The sequence below is a fragment of the Wukongibacter baidiensis genome, from assembly GCF_050888315.1.
Classification (GTDB): Bacteria; Bacillota; Clostridia; order Peptostreptococcales; family Caminicellaceae; genus Wukongibacter; species Wukongibacter baidiensis.
The window spans coordinates 6,345,957-6,367,239 of sequence record NZ_CP138202.1 but is presented as its reverse complement, the minus strand read 5'-3'; the positions used below and the strand labels follow the sequence as shown (position 1 = coordinate 6,367,239).

Below are 21,283 nucleotides of genomic sequence, written 5' to 3'. Positions count from 1 at the left end.
CCCCTCACCTACCTAAAAAAATCAATAGATGCTATTTTTCCTGAAATAATAATTTCTTCAGTAACTATGGTTTTTATAACTAAATCCATACCGGACACCTTAAGAATTCCATCCTTAATTTTAATCCGAACATTATCATTGGAATACTCTACGATGCCTTTATGATTTTCAATGTTTACTTGTAAGTTACCTATAAAAGTAACCTTAGGTAGATCCAATAAAATATCCTTAGGTATTTCCAAAGCTTCGGAAATATTTGCCTTTAAGTTTTCCATTCTTCCTTCCTTCATACTGCTATCCCCCCAAGCGAAAAGCCCTTTTGCTTCATTGAGATTCTGTCCCAGCTAGATTCCTATAATTAATTGTATGCCTACAAGTATATCTCTATTACTTGTATTAAAACTATAGTCCAATAATAAGTGGGGCTGCCTCATAAAGGCAACTTATGAGCTCAGCCCCCAGGGTGTTTCAGAATGAATGAAGTTCAAGGTTTTAAAATGCAGGTGGTTTGGCTAGTACTAACGTACGTGCCAAGTCGCCGGTATTTTAAATAACGCAGAAATTCATTATTATGAAACACCCTTTTTGGTCAGATTTCTCTTCGAGTAATGACCTCGAAAAAAATAAACCTCTTTAGAGGTCGAAATTTTTCATATATATTTTTTTATTATATTAATAATGCACTCGAACAAGCCAAAACTTAATACCCTTATTGCTCCACCCAAGGTCCCATGGAACTTTATATCTGTCGGTGTTATGACTATGTACATAAGCGTATCCCCTCGAATCTGCTCCAGATACCACAGATATATGTGTCACCTTTCCATTCTTTTCATAGGCTATAAAGTCACCGGGAAGCAATTTATATGAAGCCTTTAATACCTTTTCATAGCTTCCATAGGCTATCTTAGATGCCCTACCACTATAGAGCATATAGTTTTTAAAACCCTGTGCATTGACCCAGGCCTTTGTAGCACCTCTACCATACTTCCATGAGCCTGTCATTCTAAACTTACCACCCTCATATAAAATCTGCGAGGCAAAATTTGCACAATCACCGCCGAGAGGGTTATAGTTTTTATACTTCTTATTATATTTCATTCCATACTCTTCATCGGATGCAGCACCACAATACCTATCTGCATATTCCATTGCCTTCAATCTTCTTTCATTAGTAACCTTATAATCGCTTTTATTTTGACTTAAAATATATTCTGTGATCTCGTCACTCTTCATTCCATTAATATGTAATGAGTCGGCAAATGGGTCTGTATACCATTCACGTGATATCTTCCACACACCATCAACTTTTTTTATATCAATAGAGTGGTATGTACCTATCCTAAACATATTTCTTTTTTGAAATTGATTATTATAATAATACCAGTACTCAGTAGACGCCGTAAAATTAACCCTGTACCCATTCTCTCTCTTCTTTTTGCTTGTAACCTTTATTAAGCTCTTCACATCGTACATCTTAACGCCCTGCTTGGCAGTCCATTTTTCTATGTATTTAAGCTTTTTCTTTTCATGCTCATAAGCCCATACACCATATCTATGGCTTCTGTCGTATAATGAGGCAACGGTATCGATATCTCCTTCTATTAATGCATTATTTCTTAAATCGAAATAGTCCTTTATTATTAAATCTACCTCATCATCGCCTGGATTAAAAGTCTCTACAATAGAAGAACCCCAGATACCATAAATTAGTAGTAAAATAGCAATCAAGAATACTATTCCAACTAAAAAAAGAAGGAACTTCTTTCTGGACACAACTATTATCATAAGCTTCCTCCTTAAGGTTATTCATAAAATTATATGTAGTTTACTTTTAAAATAGACTTATTTGAACCCAGATTATTAATAGGAAATTAAAAAATGTTCCATATACATAAAAAAACTGCCTATATAAAATATAGACAGTTTGCCTTTATAGTAATTCTTTAACTGCTTTTGAAACTAATTTGCCATCGGCTTTTCCTTTAACCTTAGGCATTAAGGCACCCATAACCTTACCCATATCCTTAGGACTCTGGGCTCCTACTTCTTCAATGGTAGCCTTTACAATTTCTCTGATTTCATCTTCTGTCAGCTGTTTTGGAAGATACCCTAAAAGAACTTCAATTTCTTTTTGAGTTTCATCTACCAAATCTTGACGGTTGCCTTTTTCAAATTCTGAAATGGCATCCCTTCTTTGCTTTAACTGTTTAGAGATTAATTCCATGATTCCTGCTTCATCAATATCAGTTCTATTATCAACCTCATATTGTTTAATAGAAGCTCTTATCATAGTAATAACGGATTTTTTAACCTTATCCTTCTCCTTCATAGCAGCTTTCAGATCTTGCATCAATTTATCTTTGAGGGACATTCTCTCACCTCTTTAAATCTACTTAGAATCTTTTAGTCTTTTTTCTCTTTGCAGCTTCCGCTTTCTTTTTACGTTTTACACTAGGCTTTTCGTAATGTCTTCTTTTCTTAACCTCAGACATAACTCCAGATTTAGAGCATTCTCTTTTAAATCTTCTAAGTGCTTGATCTAATGATTCATTATCTCTTACTTTTACCTTTGACATCTAAATTTCCCCCCCTCCTCTGATAAAGTACAATGTTGCTGTGTCTATAGCATCTTCGGCTATAAATCACAGAGGAGTACTCGTGTACTAAGCTATTATACATTAATATCATAAATATTTCAACACATTTTGAATAAGGTTTAACCATATTATTCATTTTATGTTTGAAATTATTCACACAACTTTATTTTAAAGAAGCTTCACCAAATCATAAAACAAGCATCAATTCCCCGCTCAGCATTTATAAATCCTTTGGAAACACTAGGCTACAGCGAAGACTTAGATCACCTGTTGATAATCTGAGTTTAGCCTGGAGGCCATTGCATTTGTCTCCCACCAATTAAATGAAAGTGTAAATGATTTACTGTTTGACCACCTAAATCGCCACAATTATTAACTATTCTATATCCATCATCAGCTATTTTAAGTTCCTTTGCTACTTCTTTTATCTTAAGAAATATCTCTCCTACTAAATCTATATGTTCGTTATTTAAAAAGTTTACAGATTCTACGTGTTTTTTTGGAATAAATAATATGTGAGTCGGTGCAGCAGGAGAAATGTCCTTAAATGCTATGATTTTGTCGTCTTCATATACTATTTCTGCTGGAATCTCTTTATTTACTATTTTACAGAAAATACAGTCCATGTTTAGCACCTCCTTCGCTGCTTTATATGCTTCAACATATAATTCAACAGGAAATTATAAATTCCTGCAATTACTTAGAAAAATTTGCTAATAAAGTATCGGCAAAAAGATGCCTTGAGTTAAATTTTTTTCTTCATAATTTCACCTGTCATTATATCGGTGTCCAATTTAGTAATCTTCGTTTTAATTATTTTCCCTATATAATTTTCTTCACCGGATGCAGCAACTCTAATATAATTTTCAGTTAATCCCTCAATCATATTTTTGTCATCTCCATAGTGATTTTCAAACAGCACATCTAATTCTTTATCAACGAATCTGCTTCTATATGAATCCATTAGCTCATTACCCAGTGTTATCATTTTCTCACTTCTGATGCTCTTAATATCTCCAGGAACCTGATCTACAAATTTGGCCGCAGGAGTTCCCTTTCTAGGTGAGTACTTGAAAACATGGATTTGACTAAATGCCATTTCCTTGACAAAATCAAATGTATTATTGAACTCCTCTTCAGTTTCACCTGGGAAACCTACTATAATATCAGTCGTAATTGCTATATCTGGTATTTCTCTCCTTAGTTTTTCCACTATCTTTCTATATCCAGCTGTATCATATTTTCTATTCATTCTTTTTAAGGTTTCATCTGCACCACTTTGCAAGGACATATGCAGGTGCTCACAAAACTTTGGAAGAGTTTTTATCTCACGTATAAAGTCATCACTTAGAAGGTTTGGTTCCACAGAACTCAGTCTTATTCTTTCGATGCCCTCAACCTTGTGCACCTCTTTTATTACATCTATAAGAGAAACATCCTCTAGATCCTTTCCATAGGATGCTATATGAATACCTGTTAGAACTATCTCTTTAAATCCATTACCCGACAGTCTTTTTACTTCGGATATTATATTCTCCAATTTTCTACTTCTTATCGGTCCTCTAGCATATGGTATTATACAATATGAGCAGTATTGATTACAGCCCTCTTGAATCTTTAAAAATGCTCTGGTTTTTCCCATAACCTTTTCTATAGACAGTTCTTCAAATTCTTTAACTTCCATAATATTATCTACATAATTAATTTTCTCATTCATCTTAATTGATTCAACTAACTCAGCAATCTTATTACGCTCGTTAGTCCCAAGTACTAGGTTTACACCTTCAATATTCATAACCTCTTCAGAAGCCGTTTGAGCATAGCACCCGACAACTACTATTATTGAGTCAGGGTTCTTTTTCTTTGACCTTCTAATAAATTGTCTTGATTTTCTATCTCCTAAGTTTGTTACCGTACAAGTATTAATAACATATACATCTGCTACTTCATCGTTTTCGACTACTTCATAGTCTTTTTTCTCAAAAATCTCTATCATAGCCTCAGTATCATATTGATTGACCTTGCACCCTAAAGTATAAAAAGCTACTTTTTTCACTTAATTACCTCCTAGGTCTCCTAATTCGTACATAATTATACTGGCAGTAACCAACCCTGCTGTTTCGGTTCTAAGTATTCTTGGTCCTAAACTAACTGGAATAGATCCCCACTCTTTAGCCATTAAAACCTCTTCACTTGCAAAGCCACCTTCTGGCCCAATAATTATACCTATTTTTTTTACGTTTTCTCTACTAGTGATAGCTTTTCTTATACCACTAATCTTTTCTTCTTCATATGGCATAACCACCATGTCAAGACCACTCAAAATATCTCTCAGATTTGAAATATCAACGACATTTCCGATTCGAGGTATTATACCCCTTTTACATTGTTTTGCGGCCTCATTGGCTATTTTTTGCCATCTTTCTATCTTCTTATCTTCAGACTTTCTATCCTTAATCTTAACAACACAGCGCTCGGAAGTAAAGGGTACTATCTTACTAACCCCTACTTCAACACCCTTTTGAATAATCAGGTCCATTTTACTTCCTTTAGGAATTCCCTGAAACAAGGTTATTTCTACCGGTGCCTCAGTTCTAGATAGATTTTTTTCTAATATCTCACATACAACTTCATTTTTATTCAAACTTGAGATAGCTGCTTTATAGTCAACCTTGGCCTTATTGCATATCTCTATCTCATCACCTACACTAAGTCTAAGCACCTTAGTAATGTGCTTTATATCTTCTATCTCATCTATTACTATCTTTTGCTCATCTTCTAAAATATTTTCACTGTTTACGAAAAATCTATTCATTCTTATCCCCTGCTTTTTTAGACACTATAGCCGCCCACTCACCAAGTCTTTCAATTGTCATTACCTTCAATCCGTTTTTATCTAACTCTTCAGCTACTTCATCAACTTTATCTAATATTATACCCGAAGCGATAAATTTTGCTTCTGGCTTCATAAATTTACCGATATCCTTCGATAGAAGCTTTATTATCTCCGCAATAATATTAGCAACTACAATATCAGCCTTTCCATCGATAACATCCATTAAATTTCCATGCTTAACTTCAACAATATCATCTACAGAATTTAATTCCACATTCGACTTAGAAACCTTATAGGCCACTTCATCAATGTCTACCGCAGTTACTTCCTTTGCTCCGAGCTTAGCAGCTACTATAGAGAGAATTCCACTACCACACCCGATATCATAAACGGTACTCTCATCCTTTACATAGATCTCTAATAATCTAGTACACATCGTTGTAGTTTCATGAGTGCCTGTCCCAAAGGCCATGCCAGGGTCTAGTTCAACTATTTCTTCACCTTCATTAGCTGTATATTCTTCCCATGTTGGCTTTACAACAATCCTCTGACCGATTTTCTTAGGCTTATAGTATTTTTTCCAAGAATTTGCCCAATCCTCTTCATAAACCTCTGCAACTGTTATTTCGTCTACTTCCTTTTCTTCACCATCAATATCAAGATTATGTACTTTTTCTTTAATAAATTCTACGTTTCCTTCAAAGTTTTCACTTTCTGGAAGATACCCCTTTACAACAGCACATTCTTGATCAATGTTCAACGAATTTATATCAAAATAGTCCCAACTAGTTTCTTCTTTCATGTTTTTCATTATATCCTTTGGATCTTCAATAGCTACTCCACCGACACCTACATCATAAAGAATATCGCATATAGCATCTACTTTTTCACTTGATGTTTTAATCTTAACTTCATACCATTTCATTTTTTACCCTCCATAGCAAGCTTTTTCAAAGTTTATTATACCCGAAGGATTGACGTATTACAAAGATATTTGACAAAAAGTTGGTTTAAATTAGTAAATCACCTAGAAAACTAGGTGATTCATAATAATTATATTCCAAAAACATCTTTTACTTTATCAAAGAAAGATTTTCTTTGTTCATGAACATCTTCTCCCATTACTTCAGCAAACTTCCTTAGTATATCTTTTTGTTCATCATTTAACCTCTTAGGAGTCTCAACTACTACCTTAACATATTGATCTCCTCTTCCGTTTCCATTTAGAACATGAACGCCCTTACCCTTTAATCTAAATACTGTACCACTTTGTGTTCCCTCTGCAATGTTATATTTTACTCTTCCATCCAGAGTTGGAACTACTATTTCATCTCCCAGTGCAGCTTGAACAAAGGTAATAGGCATTTCACATATTATGTCATAGCCATCTCTTTTGAAAATCTTATGTGAAAGCATTCTAACTACAATATATAGGTCTCCAGGAGGACCTCCTTTGATTCCAGGCTCCCCTTCACCTCTAAGGGTTATAACTGAATTGCTATCTACACCAGCTGGGATTTTTACGTTTATTTTTTTGTTTTTCCTAATCTTGCCTTGGCCATTACATTCCTCACATGGAGATTCTATTATTACACCCTCACCATGGCACGTATCACAGGTTCTAACATTTACAAAGGAGCCTAGAGGTGTTCTTTGAGTATATCTTACTTCTCCAGTACCATTACACTTATGGCAGGTCCTTTTTCCTGCTCCAGCCTTAGCACCTGTTCCATTACATTTTTCACATTCTTCATGTCTAGAGATTTCGATCTCTTTTTCAGCTCCAAAGGCAGCTTCTTCAAAGGTAAGAGTAACTTGAACCTTTATATCAGGACCTTTTTGTGGTCGGTTTCTCCTTCTACCGGATGAGAATCCACCGCCACCACCACCAAACATGTCAAAAATATCACCAAATATATCTTCAAACCCGCCGAAACCTGAGAAGCCTCCGCCTCCAAAACCACCTTGGCCATTTCCGTTTACTCCTGCATGGCCAAACTGATCGTACATATTTCTCTTTTCTTTGTTACTTAAAACTTCATAGGCCTCATTCAGTTCTTTGAATTTTTGCTCAGCTTCTTCGTTATCTGGGTTTCTATCAGGATGATACTTCATTGCAAGCTTTCTAAAAGCCTTTTTAATGGCTGCATCATCGGAGCCTTTATCTACACCTAATATTTCATAATAATCTCTCTTACTCACTTCTTTACCGCCTTTCTTTTATGGTTGTGAGTATTTATAGAGTTTCAAGCAACAGTCTCCAAGTTTCAAGAAACACTCTTAAAAAGTAAATAAACTCTTGAATTTTTTTCACTGTACTTTTATTTCTATATCACTAAAGCTATTATATATTAAAGCAGTCTATTATTACAACCATAAGGCACCCTTTTGGGTGCCTCAGATTTCAAGTTGCTAAGTGCCTAAATCTTATTTATCGTCATCTACAACTTCATAATCCGCATCAACAACATCATCATTAGCTTGTTCTGTCTGCTCTCCTGGGTTTGCTCCCTCTGCTTCACCTTGAGGACCTGCTGCTTGATACATTTTTTGAGCTAAAGCATGGAAAGCATTTGTAAGCTCTTCAGCTGCTTTATTGATTTCTTCAGTATTATCTGACTCTAAAGCTTTCTTTAAAGCTTCATGCTTTTCTTCGATTTGTGCCTTTTCTTCTGGAGAAGCCTTGTCACCATGTTCTTTTAGAGCTTTCTCAGTTTCATATAATAATGAATCAGCTTTATTTTTAGCTTCAATAGATTCTTTCTTCTTCTTATCTTCTTCAGCAAACTTTTCAGCTTCCTTAACCTTCTTTTCTATTTCGTCGTCAGAAAGGTTAGTAGATGCAGTAATTGTAATATTTTGCTCCGTTCCAGTTCCAAGATCCTTAGCAGATACGTGAGCAATACCGTTTGCATCTATATCAAATGTAACTTCAACTTGAGGAATTCCTCTTGGAGCCGGTGGAATACCTGTAAGCTGGAATCTACCAAGAGTTGTATTGTCGCCAGCCATTTGTCTCTCACCTTGAAGAACGTGGATATCAACAGCTGTTTGGTTATCTGCTGCAGTAGAGAATATCTGACTCTTCTTAGAAGGTATAGTTGTATTTCTTTCAATAAGTTTAGTAAATACTCCACCTAAAGTTTCAATACCTAATGATAATGGAGTAACATCTAGTAATAATAAATCTTTTACTTCACCAGTTAATACACCAGCTTGAATAGCTGCTCCAACCGCAACACATTCATCAGGGTTTACTCCCTTATATGGATCCTTATTAATAATGTTCTTAATCGCTTTTTGTACTGCAGGGATTCTTGTAGAACCACCAACTAATATAACTCTATCAACCCCTGAAGATGACAGTCCTGCATCATTTAATGCCTTTCTAGTTGGCTCTAAAGTTGCTTCCACAAGAGATGATGCTAATTGCTCAAATTTAGCTCTTGTTAGGTCAATATTTAGATGAAGTGGTCCTGCTGCTGAAGCAGTAATAAAAGGTAGATTAACATTCGTTGTTTGAACTGATGATAATTCCTTTTTAGCTTTTTCAGCTGCGTCCTTTAATCTTTGTAGAGACATATTGTCATTACGTAAGTCTACTCCGTGTTCCTTTTTAAACTCTTCAGCTAGGAAGTTAATTACTACTTCATCAAAGTCATCTCCACCTAGGTGATTGTTACCATTTGTAGCTAGAACCTCAAATACTCCATCTCCTAGCTCTAGTATCGATACGTCAAATGTTCCTCCACCTAAGTCAAATACTAGTATTTTTTGACTCTCTGTTTCTTTATCTATACCGTATGCTAAAGAAGCTGCCGTAGGCTCGTTGATGATTCTTCTAACGTTTAAGCCTGCTATTTTACCTGCATCCTTAGTAGCCTGTCTTTGACTATCAGTAAAATATGCTGGAACTGTAATAACAGCATCTGTAACAGTTTCTCCAAGATAACTCTCTGCATCAGTCTTTAATTTCATAAGTATCATAGCGGAAATATCTTGAGGCGAATAATCTTTATCGTCAATTTTCACGCTATAGTCTGTTCCCATATGTCTTTTAATTGAAGCGATTGTTCTATCTGGATTTGTTATCGCTTGTCTTTTAGCAGTTTCACCAACTAATCTTTCTCCATTCTTTGCAAACGCTACAATCGAAGGTGTAGTCCTATTTCCTTCAGCATTAGGAATTACTACTGGCTCTCCTCCTTCTAAAACTGAAACGCATGAGTTTGTAGTACCTAAATCAATTCCTATAACCTTTCCCATGTTATTTCCTCCTTACAAAAAAGTATAATATAATTTTTTAAATTTTATTTTTAAATTATTTATTTAAATTATTTTGCTACCTTTACCATACTAGGTCTTATAACCTTTGAATTTAGTGTATATCCCTTTTGGAATACCTCTGTAATAGTATTTGCTTCAACATCTTCACATTCATCTTGCATTACAGCGTGATGAAGATTTGGATCAAATTCCTTTTCTATGGCTTCTATTTCTTCAACTCCATGTTTACCAAGAACATCAACAAGCTGTTTGAAAATAAGTTGGATTCCATCTAAAAGACCTTCAGATTCTTCATTATTGCTTCCAGCTGACTGTATAGCCCTTTCAAAATTATCAATTACAGGTAAAATATCATTTACTATTTTTTCACTTCCAAACTTAAATATTTCACCCTTTTCCTTTTCAATTCTTCTTTTGTAATTTTGAAAATCTGCTGATAATCTTGTGAATCTAGTTTTGTAATCTTCAAGTTCTTTGTTTAGAACTCCAGAATCCTTTGATTCATTTTCTACTTTTGCTTGATCTTCCATTTCATCTTTAGTTGCCTCAAGGTTACTATCAATCTCTTCCTTCATTTCATCTTGAGTATTTAAATCCTTTTCATTAACTGTATTCTCCATAATACCACCCACCTGATCTAAATCATAATTATTTTTTTCCTCTTAAAATTAAATTTATTCTAAGTATAGCTTTAGATATTTCCTCAGCTTTCTTTAACGCACTTATTTTAACATAAGCTGGGTCAAAAATCTCCTCTAATTCCATATCTTTTATATTTCCACTGTTAAAATCTATTGAAAGAAACTTCTTTTCCTCTAGTCTCCCAGCGGCTATTACTTTTTCTAAAACTTCTAGAGAATTGAACCCGCTATTTTCAACCATCTGTAAGAAAGGTCGTTTAAGTGCCTCAATAACACAGTCAAAGCCGTACTTCTCCATTCCAACAACTTCTTCTCGATATTTTTCCAATAGGGTTGAAATATATATATCTAGAGCTCCACCACCTGCAACGACTCCATCTTTAATTGCAAATTGAAGAGAAGACGCGGCATCCTTAGCTATTCTTTCCCTTTCCCTAGTTATTTCACCCGTAGAAGAAGAAATCATTACGGTTGCATAGGGCTCACCATGACCATCCCTAATTGATAGTTGCTCCTTTTCAGCATCATACTCTACCTTATCAGCCATACCACAGTACTTATCTAAGTCTAACGCATTCTTATGTAATGCAGATTTTTTCAACATTTTACATCCACAATGTCTAGATACCTTTTCTAGCTGGCTATTTAAGACTTGATTTGCAACACAAACATTTCCATCTGAAAGTATTTGCATCGCCGCCTGATTGATATTCCTATCACACAATAGAAAATCAACCTTCATAAGAGCAATCTTTTCAGCCCATGATTTTATAATTTCTACCTTTTCAAGATAACTATTAAGTCCAGCCTCAGTTTTTAAGAGTTCATTTATGTTTTCATCTACATCGAGGGAGTCATCAAGTACCATGATTTTAGCATTATTTATTGCATTATTCTCATAAAAGTGTAGCGGTTTCTTATCTACTACCACACCGCTGAACACATTACTCTTAGTCCCTTCCATAGACTCAACACAATCACTCAACCTAAAATTATCACTTTCAATCATTTTGTTGCCAACTAGCTTCGCAGCCTTACAAATCAAGTTCGAAATTTCTTCATCTTCTCTAGCTGAAATATATGCCACCCTTGACATCAGATGATAATTGTCTTCTGTTATGCTTACTTTTTCAGCCTCTATGATTTCTAGAGCCTTGGAGATTCCTATTTTAATTCCTTCTATAATCTTATGTACAGGCACACCTAACTCAGCCATTTTCTGGGCCGAGTCTAAAAGTGCACCAGTTAAAATAGTTAACGTAGTAGTCCCATCTCCAACTTCCTTTTCTTGACTCATAACAGCATTTATCAATAATCTAGCAGCAGGATGAGATGTGTTTATTTCGCTTAGTATTGTTACACCATCATTTGTAATAATAGCATTGCCATAGTCATCTACTATCATGCAGTCCATTCCTTGTGGTCCAAGTGTCCCCTTAACTGCAGAAACAGTAGAATTTACTGCATTAATATTATTGTTTAAAGCTGATAACCTAGGCTCGCTATTTTCAAAATCATTTGAATTGCTTCTCATATTTTATCCTTTCACTATATCAAAAGATTTCAGGCAAAATGTCCTTTATATTATCTGTTAACGTTTTATTCAGATAATTAATAACGCCTACAACTTTTGAATAGTCCATCCTAGTTGGTCCAATTACCCCAAGTTTACCAATTACTCTTCCATTCAATCTATAGGTTGCAGTTATAATACTACAATCCTTGATTTCATCAATCTCATTTTCACATCCTATTTTTATACAGATGTCATCATCTGTACCACTTCTCAAAAGATCATACATTAATTCTTTCTTTTCAATAATTGAAATAAACTTCTTCGCCTTATTTATATCTGTATACTCTGGCAAATTGAATATGTTTGTTATTCCATCTAAATAAATCTTAGTATCATCTATGTCACTGAAAGAATTATTGAGCTTTGGAATTATTGCATCAATTGTAGAACTATACTGAATTAGCTCATTTTTAATTCTATTTATTAGATCTTCATCTAAATGATCTATTGTATGTCCTCTTAAATTCTCCTGCAATAAATTCGAAACCTCATCTAGAGCAGCTTGAGAAATATTTTGCATTCTCAATATAATATTCTTAATAACCCCAGAATTTGACACTAAAATTAAAAGAACCTTATCATTGTCAACCTGAACCAGTTTTATATTTTTTAGTTTACTTTTCCTAAACTGAGGTGACAAGCCAACACAGGTTAGGTTCGTTAACTGAGATAGTATACCAGATGTGTTTTTTATTACATCATCTATTTCTACTATCTTTTCTAATAACAATTCACTTACTATTTTCTTGTGCTTCTTCTCAACCTCATACTTTCTCATCAAACTATCTACATAAAGTCTGTAAGCTAAGTCCGATGGTATTCTACCTGCTGAGGTGTGGGGCTGAACCAAATATCCTAATTCTTCAAGATCTGACATTTCATTCCTGATAGTGGCAGAACTAATTCCCAAATCATATTTTTTGGCAATAGTTCTTGAACCAACTGGCTGAGCAGTGCCAATAAAATCATTGATTATTGCCTGTAATATTCTTAGTTTTCTATCAACTAAAGTCATACTACCACTCTCCATTGTTAGCACTCTCTTAAAGCGAGTGCTAAACATTCTTGATTTTAAATTAACACTTAATTTGAATTTTGTCAATAATCTTTTTAATTTTTTTAGTCTATATTAATATTTGTATTTAATACAGACCTACTTAATAGGCCTACAGAAACTCGATAAAGACCTGATTTGAAACATCCATGCCATATCTTGTTAATCTAATATGATTCTTATCTTCATACAAAAGACCTAGCTCTACTAAACTCTTTATCTTCTCACCATACATGTCATAAATAGAAATCTTAAATCTATTTTCAAACATCTCTAAATCTAATCCCTTGTTTAATCTGAGACCCAAAAATATCGTTTCTACTATCTCGTCCTTTTCGTCTTTGTGCTCTTCACTTATCACAGCGGTCTTTTTTTCATTCATAAGCCTTATATATTCATTAATATCCCCTGTATTAGCATACCTACAGGAATCCATATAGGAATGGGCCGATACTCCTAATCCTAGGTACTCTTTATTGTTCCAATATATTAAATTATGCTTACACTCATATTCCTTTTTGGAGAAATTTGATATCTCATACTGAATTATCCCATGCTGCTCAAGTAACTTAATTGCTAGATCATACATCTTCCTATCCTCTTCGTCCCCGGGCAGATTTAACTTGTTTTCATCAAATAACCTTTTGAAGGCTGTCCCCTCTTCAATCTTTAATGAGTAGGCCGATATATGCTCTGGATTCAATTTTATTACTTCCCTAAGGGTATGTTCCCAATCCTTTAGATCCTGATTCGGCAACCCGTATATCAAGTCAATATTAATGTTTTTGCATCCTGCTTCTCTGGCAGCATCATAATTATGAATGAAATCTTCTTTAGTGTGTATTCTTCCAATTTCCTTTAATACATCATTATTAAAGCTTTGAAGGCCCATACTTAATCGATTGATTCCTATATCATTATATTTTTTAAGTTTATCTTTTGTTAAAGTTCCTGGATTAGATTCTATACTAAACTCTACATTTTTTGAAATATTAAAGTTTCTAAAAAGTTCTTTTACAATCTTATCCATCTTTTCTGTTTCTAATATCGAAGGGGTACCTCCACCAATGAATATCGTTTCTACTCTGTAATCCGATAGTCTATCACTATACATATTTATTTCCTTTTTAAGAGCCTCAACATATGAGTCAATAGTCTCATTATTTTGCCTGTCGGAAACAAAGTCGCAGTACTTACACTTTTGAATACAGAATGGTATATGCAGATATAATCCTATTTCCTTCATAATAACACTCCTAAGCTATTCGCTCATGTGATGTTTTTTACCAAACATCACATATAATATAAGTTAGCCACCCCAAAAGGGTGACTAACGATTTATTTTTCATCATATTTCAAGACTGATAAAAATGCCTCTTGTGGTACTTCAACACTTCCAAGCTGTCTCATTTTCTTCTTACCTTCTTTTTGCTTCTCTAGAAGTTTTCTCTTCCTAGATATATCTCCACCATAACACTTAGCTAAAACGTCCTTTCTCAGGGCCTTTATGGTTTCACGAGCAATTACCTTATTACCTATTGATGCTTGGACAGGTATAGCAAACATATGTCTCGGAATTACTTCTCTAAGTCTCTCACAAATTATTCTACCTCTAGAATACGCCTTGCTTTCATGTACTATAAGAGAAAAGGCATCGATAATATCTTTATTTAACAATATGTCTAGTTTTACTAGATCAGATTTAACATACTTTTTAAATTCATAATCTAATGATCCATAGCCCCTTGTTTTAGATTTTAAGGCATCAAAGAAATCATATATTACTTCATTTAGCGGAAGCTCATAATTTAAGATAAGTCTTCTATCATCAATATATTCCATGTTGATCATATTACCTCTTCTATCTTGACAAAGCTCCATTACGTTTCCTACAAATTCAGTATTGACCATTATCTTTGCATCAACTATAGGTTCTTCCATATAGTCAATTTCACTTTGATCAGGCAGATTACTTGGATTTTGAATCATTAGAACCTCACCATTAGTTTTTGTAACCTTATAAATAACTCCAGGTGACGTTGTGATAATATCTAAATCAAATTCTCTGTCTAATCTTTGTTGGATTATTTCCATATGAAGAAGACCTAAGAACCCACATCTAAATCCAAATCCAAGGGCTACTGAAGTCTCAGGCTCGAATTCTAATGCAGCATCATTCAATTGCAGTTTTTCCAAGGCGTCCCTAATGCTTTCATACTTTTCTCCTTCAGCAGGGTATATACCACAATAAACCATTGGAGTAGCCTTTTTATATCCAGGTAACGGCTCCTCAGATGGATTATCTGCATTTGTTATTGTATCTCCAACTCTACAGTTCTTTACATCTTTAATACTTGCAGTTATATAACCAACATCTCCCGCCTTAAGTTCACTTACAGGTCTTGGCCCCGGTGATAATACTCCTACTTCAACAACTTCAAATGTCTTTCCAGAAGACATCATCATCATTTTATCTCCACGCTTTACCGTACCCTCTTTAATTCTTACATAGGCAACAGCACCTTTATAACTGTCATAGTAAGAGTCAAAAATAAGTGCCTTAAGTGGCGCCTCTTCATCTCCGCTTGGCTGCGGAACATACTCTACGATTGCTTCTAAAACATCTTCAATATTTATGCCATTCTTAGCTGATATAAGAGGTGCATATTCTGCATCTATTCCAATAACATCTTCAATTTCTTTCTTTACTTCATCGGGTCTTGCACTAGGCAAGTCAATTTTATTTATAACCGGTAAAATTTCTAGATCTTGATTTACAGCTAAATATACATTGGCTAGGGTCTGTGCTTCAACCCCTTGAGTAGCATCTACTACTAAGATAGCACCTTCACATGCAGCAAGACTACGGGATACCTCGTATGTAAAGTCCACATGACCTGGGGTATCTATAAGATTTAATACATATTCTTCTCCATCTTTATTGTACACTAGCCTTGTAGCCTGAAGCTTGATAGTTATACCTCTTTCTCTTTCCAAATCCATAGTGTCTAATATCTGTTCCTTCATCTCTCTCTCAGTAAGAAGTCCAGTTTTTTCAATCAATCTATCTGCTAAAGTTGATTTTCCGTGATCTATATGTGCAATTATACAGAAATTTCGTATATTGTCTTGACGGTTCTTTGACATGAATATTTTTTCCTCCCTTTTATATAGAGTTCAATATAGTATAAAATATTAGTTTTACTTGAATCTCTATACACTTAAATAATCTTTAACAATTATAACATAATCCAAATTAGTAGTACAGAAATAAAGTATATAAGGTACATTCAAAAAATAAACTAGTCACTTCGCAACCTGACTTGTTTATTTTTTTCATGTACCTTCAGCTGAGTTTAACCCAGCTTTATTTAATAAGGAGCTTACAATATTAAACTTACAGTACTAAAATATATCCTCAACTAGCTTTGCAACAATTTTACCTTTATCCTCAGCAAATTCCTTTGCTTTTTCTAGAGCATAGTTTGATTTCTCCTTGGCGCTAAGAATAAAAGCATCGACTTTTTCTACATTTACTAAATATCTATCTCCACAAAAGACGACCTCTACATTATCCTTATCCAGCCTTTTATAGTTAAAAAAACTAGCATCTTCCATAGACATCATACTACGATTTGTCTCATCTACAATCTCTAGGCCTATGTATAATAACGTAAGTAACAAGATAAATGATACCATACCGATAAAAAAGCTTTTTATTCTCCTAGCTCTATTTTGTTTTTTCGTTTTCATTTTTTCTACTCTATTCATTTTCCTCACCATTTATATTTTTGACACATGAAATTATTTTATTCCTTAAATACATAAAAAAAGAGATTTCATCGCATGAAATCTCTTTAAAATCAAATCTACTCCTAAGGACTTTCTATACATTTTCTTAATGCCTGATTGATTACCTCACCAATATATTTACTTGTTCTTCTTGCCTCTTCTATTGTATTAGTATTGTTTCCTACCTCTAATAGCGCATAGTAATCACTTTTGTACTGATTATACTTAAACTTCTTTAATATTATAGGCCTTGCTAGACCGGGATATAATTCGTCACTTACGGCTTTAATGTAATAAGCAAACTCCTTTAACTCTTCGATATTATCATTACCTCCACCAAGAACTATTGCAAACCTAGCTACCTTTTCTCCATTTATTTCAACATAGCTTCTTTTTCTTATCTCCTCATAATCTTTGGTATTTAACTCATCAACCTTGTCAATAGCATCTCTATGTATATCGAAGACTACCTTTAGGGTTGGATCCGATTTTAAATTCTTACTTAAGGTTTGCAAAGAGCGTGTGTATGAGCCTTGATAGGACGGATAATCATGAATGGTATCGTCGTGGACTACTTTGAAGCCGCTATTTCTTAGATATCCAGTCACATCCTCTCCGACCTTTACAACAGTATATTTCCTATTGAGCGAGTGATAATTCCCAACGGTCTCTGGTTTATAGGATTCTGTACCATGGGTATGATACACAAATATCAAAGGATCTTCCATAGAGTGTACGATTTTCATAGGCGATGGCACAGGAGTACTTATTATTTCTATTTCACTCGTTAACCCTTGTTTTTTCTGATCATTAGTATCTTCATTACTAGCATTTTCCTCCTCGTTTATTACCTCTATGTCATCCTCATATAGGCTCTCTCCATCATTTATAATTGGCTGGTTGTTGTTTACATAACTAGGCTTAGCGATATAGATATCACTTGTATCATTATCTTCAGTCTCCACACTAGCCTCTACACTGGTTTCTATATCATTCTCAACATCCTTTATCATAGATATCTGAGCCTTTATTAATGATTTGGGATTTTTGTAACTAACATCTACTGTCTTGCCAAAAAACTCTTTAACTAGTGTTCCAGTATCTTTCCCACCATTTTCTTTATAATTTATTTCAAGCATAGACATGGATTTGTTGAGTACATGTAGAAAAAAACTGTCTTTTCTTTCTTTTATTTGACTTTCTTGTTTATTTATCTGACTTTCGGCCCTAGCTATAACAACTTTACTATTTATAATAAAAATGTTTCCTGCTAAAATTAACATCATTAGTGTTATTAACATGACCAAAAGACCTATAGCATCATATTTTCTATTGTCCCTATTCATCTTATGCCCCCACTTCCCTTTTCATTTGATGTCCATGTTATCCTTATTAATTATATGTATATAAGGAAGTTTATATGATGAATTTTCTTTTAGTAATCTATCCGTATTTTTAACTTTTAAACAAGATAATAGGGGCTGTCTCACAAAGGTATCTTATGAGTTCAGCCCCGGGGTGCCTCAGAAACTAATCTGTTAATTTAGATATCTATTTACATCCTTTAAATCAACGCCTGGATGAAGTGCAATATTTATTCCATTTGCTATAATCTGAGATATATCAGTTATAATCTTATCTATTTCCTTCGTTGTAACAATAACATTTGCTCCATAGGGTTCCAAAACTTCCTTAATCAATGCATACTTCTCTTCTTCTTTCATATCCTCAAGTAGCTTAAAAAACTCAGAGCCCTTTTCTGAATGGCTTTTTAAAGCCTTAACAACCATACTTATAGTGTCATTTGTCATTGTTGCAGCATCTACTACAGTAGGTACACCAATGGCTATTACAGGTACGCCAAGGGTCTCCTCGTTTACTTGCTTTCTTGAGTTTCCTACTCCAGAGCCCGGACTAATTCCTGTAGTGGCTATTTGAATAGTAGTACTAACTCTTTCCATTTTCCTTGATGCTAATGCATCTATAGCTATAACTAAATCAGGGGAAGATTTCTCAACAATTCCCTTTATAATGTCAGTGGTCTCAATTCCAGTGGTTCCCATAACACCTGGAGAAACGCCACTAACCGCAGACATGGTTGGGTCATCAGTTTTATTGTACATTTTAAAGAAATGTCTTGTTATAAGTATTTTAGATATTACCTGAGGACCTAGGGCGTCAGGCGTTACATCCCAATTACCTAGTCCAACTACAAGAGTACTTATATTCTCTTTTTTAGGCAATAAATTAACCAATTCCTTAGCCAAGGCTTTACTAACATTGTCCTTAAGGTCTGCATCGGCACTTTTTAAACCTCTGGCTTCAAGTGTTATATAACTTCCCTTAGGTCTACCCATCAGTTGACTTCCATTGTCATCAAGTACGTTTACCCTTGTTATCTCGACATCACTACCTTCTCCAGACTGTTCTACTTCAACACCTGGAATTTCCTGTCTTTTATTCTCTTGATATAACTCTCTAGATTCAACAGCTAAATCTGTTCTTACTTGAAACATAAGACACCTCCAATATTAATATTGTTTTCCCTGTAGATATTTTTGCTTTGAGATTCTGGAACAAAACTATGTATACTTATAGTTTTTTTGTTCATAATACAAAAGTATTGATATAAAAATTGCTGTAAATCTACATAATAAGTTTTCCCATCAATACTATTTTCTCTATAAACTGCTTGAGCTATTCAAAAAGAATATTTCTGAAGTTTTTCGGAAATAAGAATTGTATAGAAATAACAATAACCTTCTTCATTTTGATTTGTGGAATATTCTTAAAACTGTCATTATTCTAAAAGTCAAAATGTAGATTTTTTAAGTAATTATTTTTCTTGCATTTTGATTATAAACATGATAAAATTACACGTGTTAAAGAGCAAACGAGGGGGTGAAAATATTGGCTAATATTAAATCTGCTAAGAAAAGAATTAAGGTTATCGCTAAGAAAACTGAGCAAAGCAAGAGAAGAAAGTCTATAGTAAAGACTGCTATCAGAAGATTTGATGAAGCAATCGAAGCTGGAGATGTAACACTTGCTACTGAAAAGTTCCGTTACGCTCAGAAGAAGCTTAACCAAGTAGCGGCGAAGAATACTCTTCACAAGAAAAATGCTGCTAGAAAAGTTTCTAAATTAGCAAAGCAATTAAAGCAACTTCAAGAAGCTGCTGAATAATAAGGTTTTCACCCAAAAACCCCGTCGTTAAAAACCCACTGCAAAAAAGCGTACACTGTACGCTTTTTTACTGTTTTTGAGAATTTTTTAGCAAAAAAAGAACGGAGGATCCTCATAAACCTCTCTTAAGAGGATCCTCCGGGGGTGTTTCAGAATGAGTGAAGTTCAAGGTTTTGAAATTTCAACGGTTTGGCTAGTACTAACGTACGTGCCAAGTCGGTGAACATTTCAAATAACGCAGAAATTCGCCATTCTGAGACGCCCCCTTACCTACATAGTCCCGTTATCAACATTTCTATAGCCAACTTAGCTGGCATCTTGCCTGTCTTAATTTTTCTTTCACTCTCAGCAGCTAAATTTAATATATTTAGTATATCCTTAGCGCTAAAACCATTGGATTGCTTTACATATTTCTTAGCGATATATTGAGGCAATGATATTTTAGGAGCTATTGCACTAGCAGTATAACCTCTGTCTATCATAATCTTAACTTTATTTAAAATCTTAAATTGTCTAACAATCATATGTAATATTCTACCTTCAGGCTCTCCACCAATTAACATTTGATTAAACATTTTTAAAGCTAGATTGCTATTTTTATTTGCAACAGAGTCCACTAATAAGAAAATATTATTTTCTAGTGGCTTAGTCATTATTTTTTCTATGTCACTAAGTTCAATCATTTCTTTGTCAGCTATATAATTACATAACTTCTTTATTTCATTTTCAACATCGTAAAGTGTTGAACTTGAGTCTCTCTCTAGGTATCTCAAAGAATCAATAAGCCCTTCCAGAGCAGTATTTGATACTCCTTTATGGTTACTTTTAAGTATCTTTTGAATCCATTTTACAAAAGACGTTCTATCTAGTTTATCAAATTCAAGTATCTTACCATTTGACTTTATTTCTTTTACAAGCTTCTTTCTCTTATCTATTTTATCACCTGCAATAAAAATAAGGCATGTAGTCTCAGGAATATTTGAAATATACTTAATTAACTTCTCTTCGTCATCCTTACTCATAACACTTTTATTACCACTAAAAGCTTCCTTGGACTTAACTATAACAATCCTCTTTTCACCCATAAAAGGAAGGGTCTCACAGGAATTCAATACCACATCAATATCATCTTTAATACCATCATAAAAATTATAATTAAAGCTCTCATCATTAGCACTACTAAAATATCTATCCTTTACAAGATCCATTCCTTTATTAATAAGGTATTTTTCCTTGCCAAAAAACAAATATACACTTGAAACATTATTCTCTTTAATATCCTTTAGTAAACTCTTATACGACATTTTTTCC

The 21,283-nt window shown here is 34.0% G+C and carries 20 protein-coding genes; 1 reads left to right on the top strand and 19 read right to left on the bottom strand.

Going from position 1 to position 21,283, the window contains the following annotated elements; all coding sequences use genetic code 11:
• Window positions 1-8 precede the first annotated feature (8 nt).
• The 18 genes from yqfC to gpr all read right to left on the bottom strand — a co-directional run bounded on the left by yqfC (window position 9) and on the right by gpr (window position 19,302).
• Window positions 9-290, bottom strand: coding sequence for a sporulation protein YqfC (gene yqfC, locus R9X47_RS29225; RefSeq protein WP_432664589.1), 282 nt, complete (start codon window positions 288-290; stop codon window positions 9-11).
• Between the two features lie 382 nt (window positions 291-672).
• Window positions 673-1,788 carry an amidase domain-containing protein gene (locus R9X47_RS29220; RefSeq protein WP_432664588.1) on the bottom strand — a complete coding sequence of 372 codons (1,116 nt, stop codon included), beginning with the start codon at window positions 1,786-1,788 and terminating at the stop codon, window positions 673-675.
• 145 nt (window positions 1,789-1,933) lie between these two features.
• Window positions 1,934-2,374: a GatB/YqeY domain-containing protein gene (locus R9X47_RS29215; protein WP_432664587.1), complete on the bottom strand. Its 441-nt coding sequence runs from the start codon at window positions 2,372-2,374 to the stop codon at window positions 1,934-1,936.
• Window positions 2,375-2,396: 22 nt separating this feature from the next.
• On the bottom strand, window positions 2,397-2,579 hold the full coding sequence (gene rpsU, locus R9X47_RS29210; protein WP_432409277.1) for a 30S ribosomal protein S21: 183 nt from the start codon (window positions 2,577-2,579) through the stop codon (window positions 2,397-2,399).
• 305 nt (window positions 2,580-2,884) lie between these two features.
• Window positions 2,885-3,226 carry a histidine triad nucleotide-binding protein gene (locus R9X47_RS29205; protein WP_432664586.1) on the bottom strand — a complete coding sequence of 114 codons (342 nt, stop codon included), beginning with the start codon at window positions 3,224-3,226 and terminating at the stop codon, window positions 2,885-2,887.
• Window positions 3,227-3,345: 119 nt separating this feature from the next.
• Window positions 3,346-4,656, bottom strand: a complete 1,311-nt coding sequence (gene mtaB / locus R9X47_RS29200) for a tRNA (N(6)-L-threonylcarbamoyladenosine(37)-C(2))-methylthiotransferase MtaB (protein WP_432664585.1) — start codon at window positions 4,654-4,656, stop codon at window positions 3,346-3,348.
• Window positions 4,657-5,415, bottom strand: a complete 759-nt coding sequence (locus tag R9X47_RS29195) for a 16S rRNA (uracil(1498)-N(3))-methyltransferase (protein ID WP_432664584.1) — start codon at window positions 5,413-5,415, stop codon at window positions 4,657-4,659.
• Entirely contained in the window at window positions 5,408-6,361 is a 954-nt protein-coding gene (gene prmA, locus R9X47_RS29190) for a 50S ribosomal protein L11 methyltransferase (protein ID WP_432664583.1), read from the bottom strand. Before prmA ends, R9X47_RS29195 begins: the two co-directional genes overlap by 8 nt.
• A 128-nt stretch (window positions 6,362-6,489) precedes the next feature.
• Window positions 6,490-7,638, bottom strand: a complete 1,149-nt coding sequence (gene dnaJ, locus R9X47_RS29185; protein ID WP_432664582.1) for a molecular chaperone DnaJ — start codon at window positions 7,636-7,638, stop codon at window positions 6,490-6,492.
• A 225-nt stretch (window positions 7,639-7,863) separates the two neighbouring features.
• Window positions 7,864-9,702 carry a molecular chaperone DnaK gene (dnaK, locus tag R9X47_RS29180; protein ID WP_432664581.1) on the bottom strand — a complete coding sequence of 613 codons (1,839 nt, stop codon included), beginning with the start codon at window positions 9,700-9,702 and terminating at the stop codon, window positions 7,864-7,866.
• A gap of 68 nt (window positions 9,703-9,770) precedes the next feature.
• The gene (gene grpE, locus R9X47_RS29175; RefSeq protein ID WP_432664580.1) at window positions 9,771-10,343 is read right to left on the bottom strand and encodes a nucleotide exchange factor GrpE; all 573 of its coding nucleotides are present in this window, start codon (window positions 10,341-10,343) and stop codon (window positions 9,771-9,773) included.
• Between the two features lie 28 nt (window positions 10,344-10,371).
• The gene (locus R9X47_RS29170) at window positions 10,372-11,898 is read right to left on the bottom strand and encodes a TCP-1/cpn60 chaperonin family protein (RefSeq protein ID WP_432664579.1); all 1,527 of its coding nucleotides are present in this window, start codon (window positions 11,896-11,898) and stop codon (window positions 10,372-10,374) included.
• Between the two features lie 19 nt (window positions 11,899-11,917).
• A complete protein-coding gene (gene hrcA / locus R9X47_RS29165; RefSeq protein ID WP_432664578.1) occupies window positions 11,918-12,955 on the bottom strand; it encodes a heat-inducible transcriptional repressor HrcA in 1,038 nt (345 codons plus the stop codon).
• 151 nt (window positions 12,956-13,106) lie between these two features.
• Window positions 13,107-14,240 (bottom strand): radical SAM family heme chaperone HemW, encoded by a 1,134-nt coding sequence (gene hemW / locus R9X47_RS29160; RefSeq protein WP_432664577.1) that lies wholly within the window; start codon window positions 14,238-14,240, stop codon window positions 13,107-13,109.
• Between the two features lie 92 nt (window positions 14,241-14,332).
• Window positions 14,333-16,141: a translation elongation factor 4 gene (gene lepA, locus R9X47_RS29155; protein WP_432664576.1), complete on the bottom strand. Its 1,809-nt coding sequence runs from the start codon at window positions 16,139-16,141 to the stop codon at window positions 14,333-14,335.
• A 258-nt stretch (window positions 16,142-16,399) separates the two neighbouring features.
• A complete protein-coding gene (locus R9X47_RS29150; protein WP_432664575.1) occupies window positions 16,400-16,765 on the bottom strand; it encodes a hypothetical protein in 366 nt (121 codons plus the stop codon).
• A 104-nt stretch (window positions 16,766-16,869) separates the two neighbouring features.
• The gene (gene spoIIP, locus R9X47_RS29145; protein WP_432664574.1) at window positions 16,870-18,132 is read right to left on the bottom strand and encodes a stage II sporulation protein P; all 1,263 of its coding nucleotides are present in this window, start codon (window positions 18,130-18,132) and stop codon (window positions 16,870-16,872) included.
• 192 nt (window positions 18,133-18,324) lie between these two features.
• Window positions 18,325-19,302 carry a GPR endopeptidase gene (gene gpr, locus R9X47_RS29140; protein ID WP_432664573.1) on the bottom strand — a complete coding sequence of 326 codons (978 nt, stop codon included), beginning with the start codon at window positions 19,300-19,302 and terminating at the stop codon, window positions 18,325-18,327.
• 394 nt (window positions 19,303-19,696) lie between these two features.
• Between gpr and rpsT the strand changes: the two genes are divergently transcribed.
• Complete coding sequence (rpsT, locus tag R9X47_RS29135) at window positions 19,697-19,972, top strand: 30S ribosomal protein S20 (RefSeq protein WP_432664572.1); 276 nt, start codon at window positions 19,697-19,699, stop codon at window positions 19,970-19,972.
• A gap of 266 nt (window positions 19,973-20,238) precedes the next feature.
• Here rpsT and holA read toward each other — a convergent pair whose 3' ends face one another.
• Window positions 20,239-21,276 carry a DNA polymerase III subunit delta gene (holA, locus tag R9X47_RS29130; RefSeq protein WP_432664571.1) on the bottom strand — a complete coding sequence of 346 codons (1,038 nt, stop codon included), beginning with the start codon at window positions 21,274-21,276 and terminating at the stop codon, window positions 20,239-20,241.
• Window positions 21,277-21,283 lie beyond the last annotated feature (7 nt).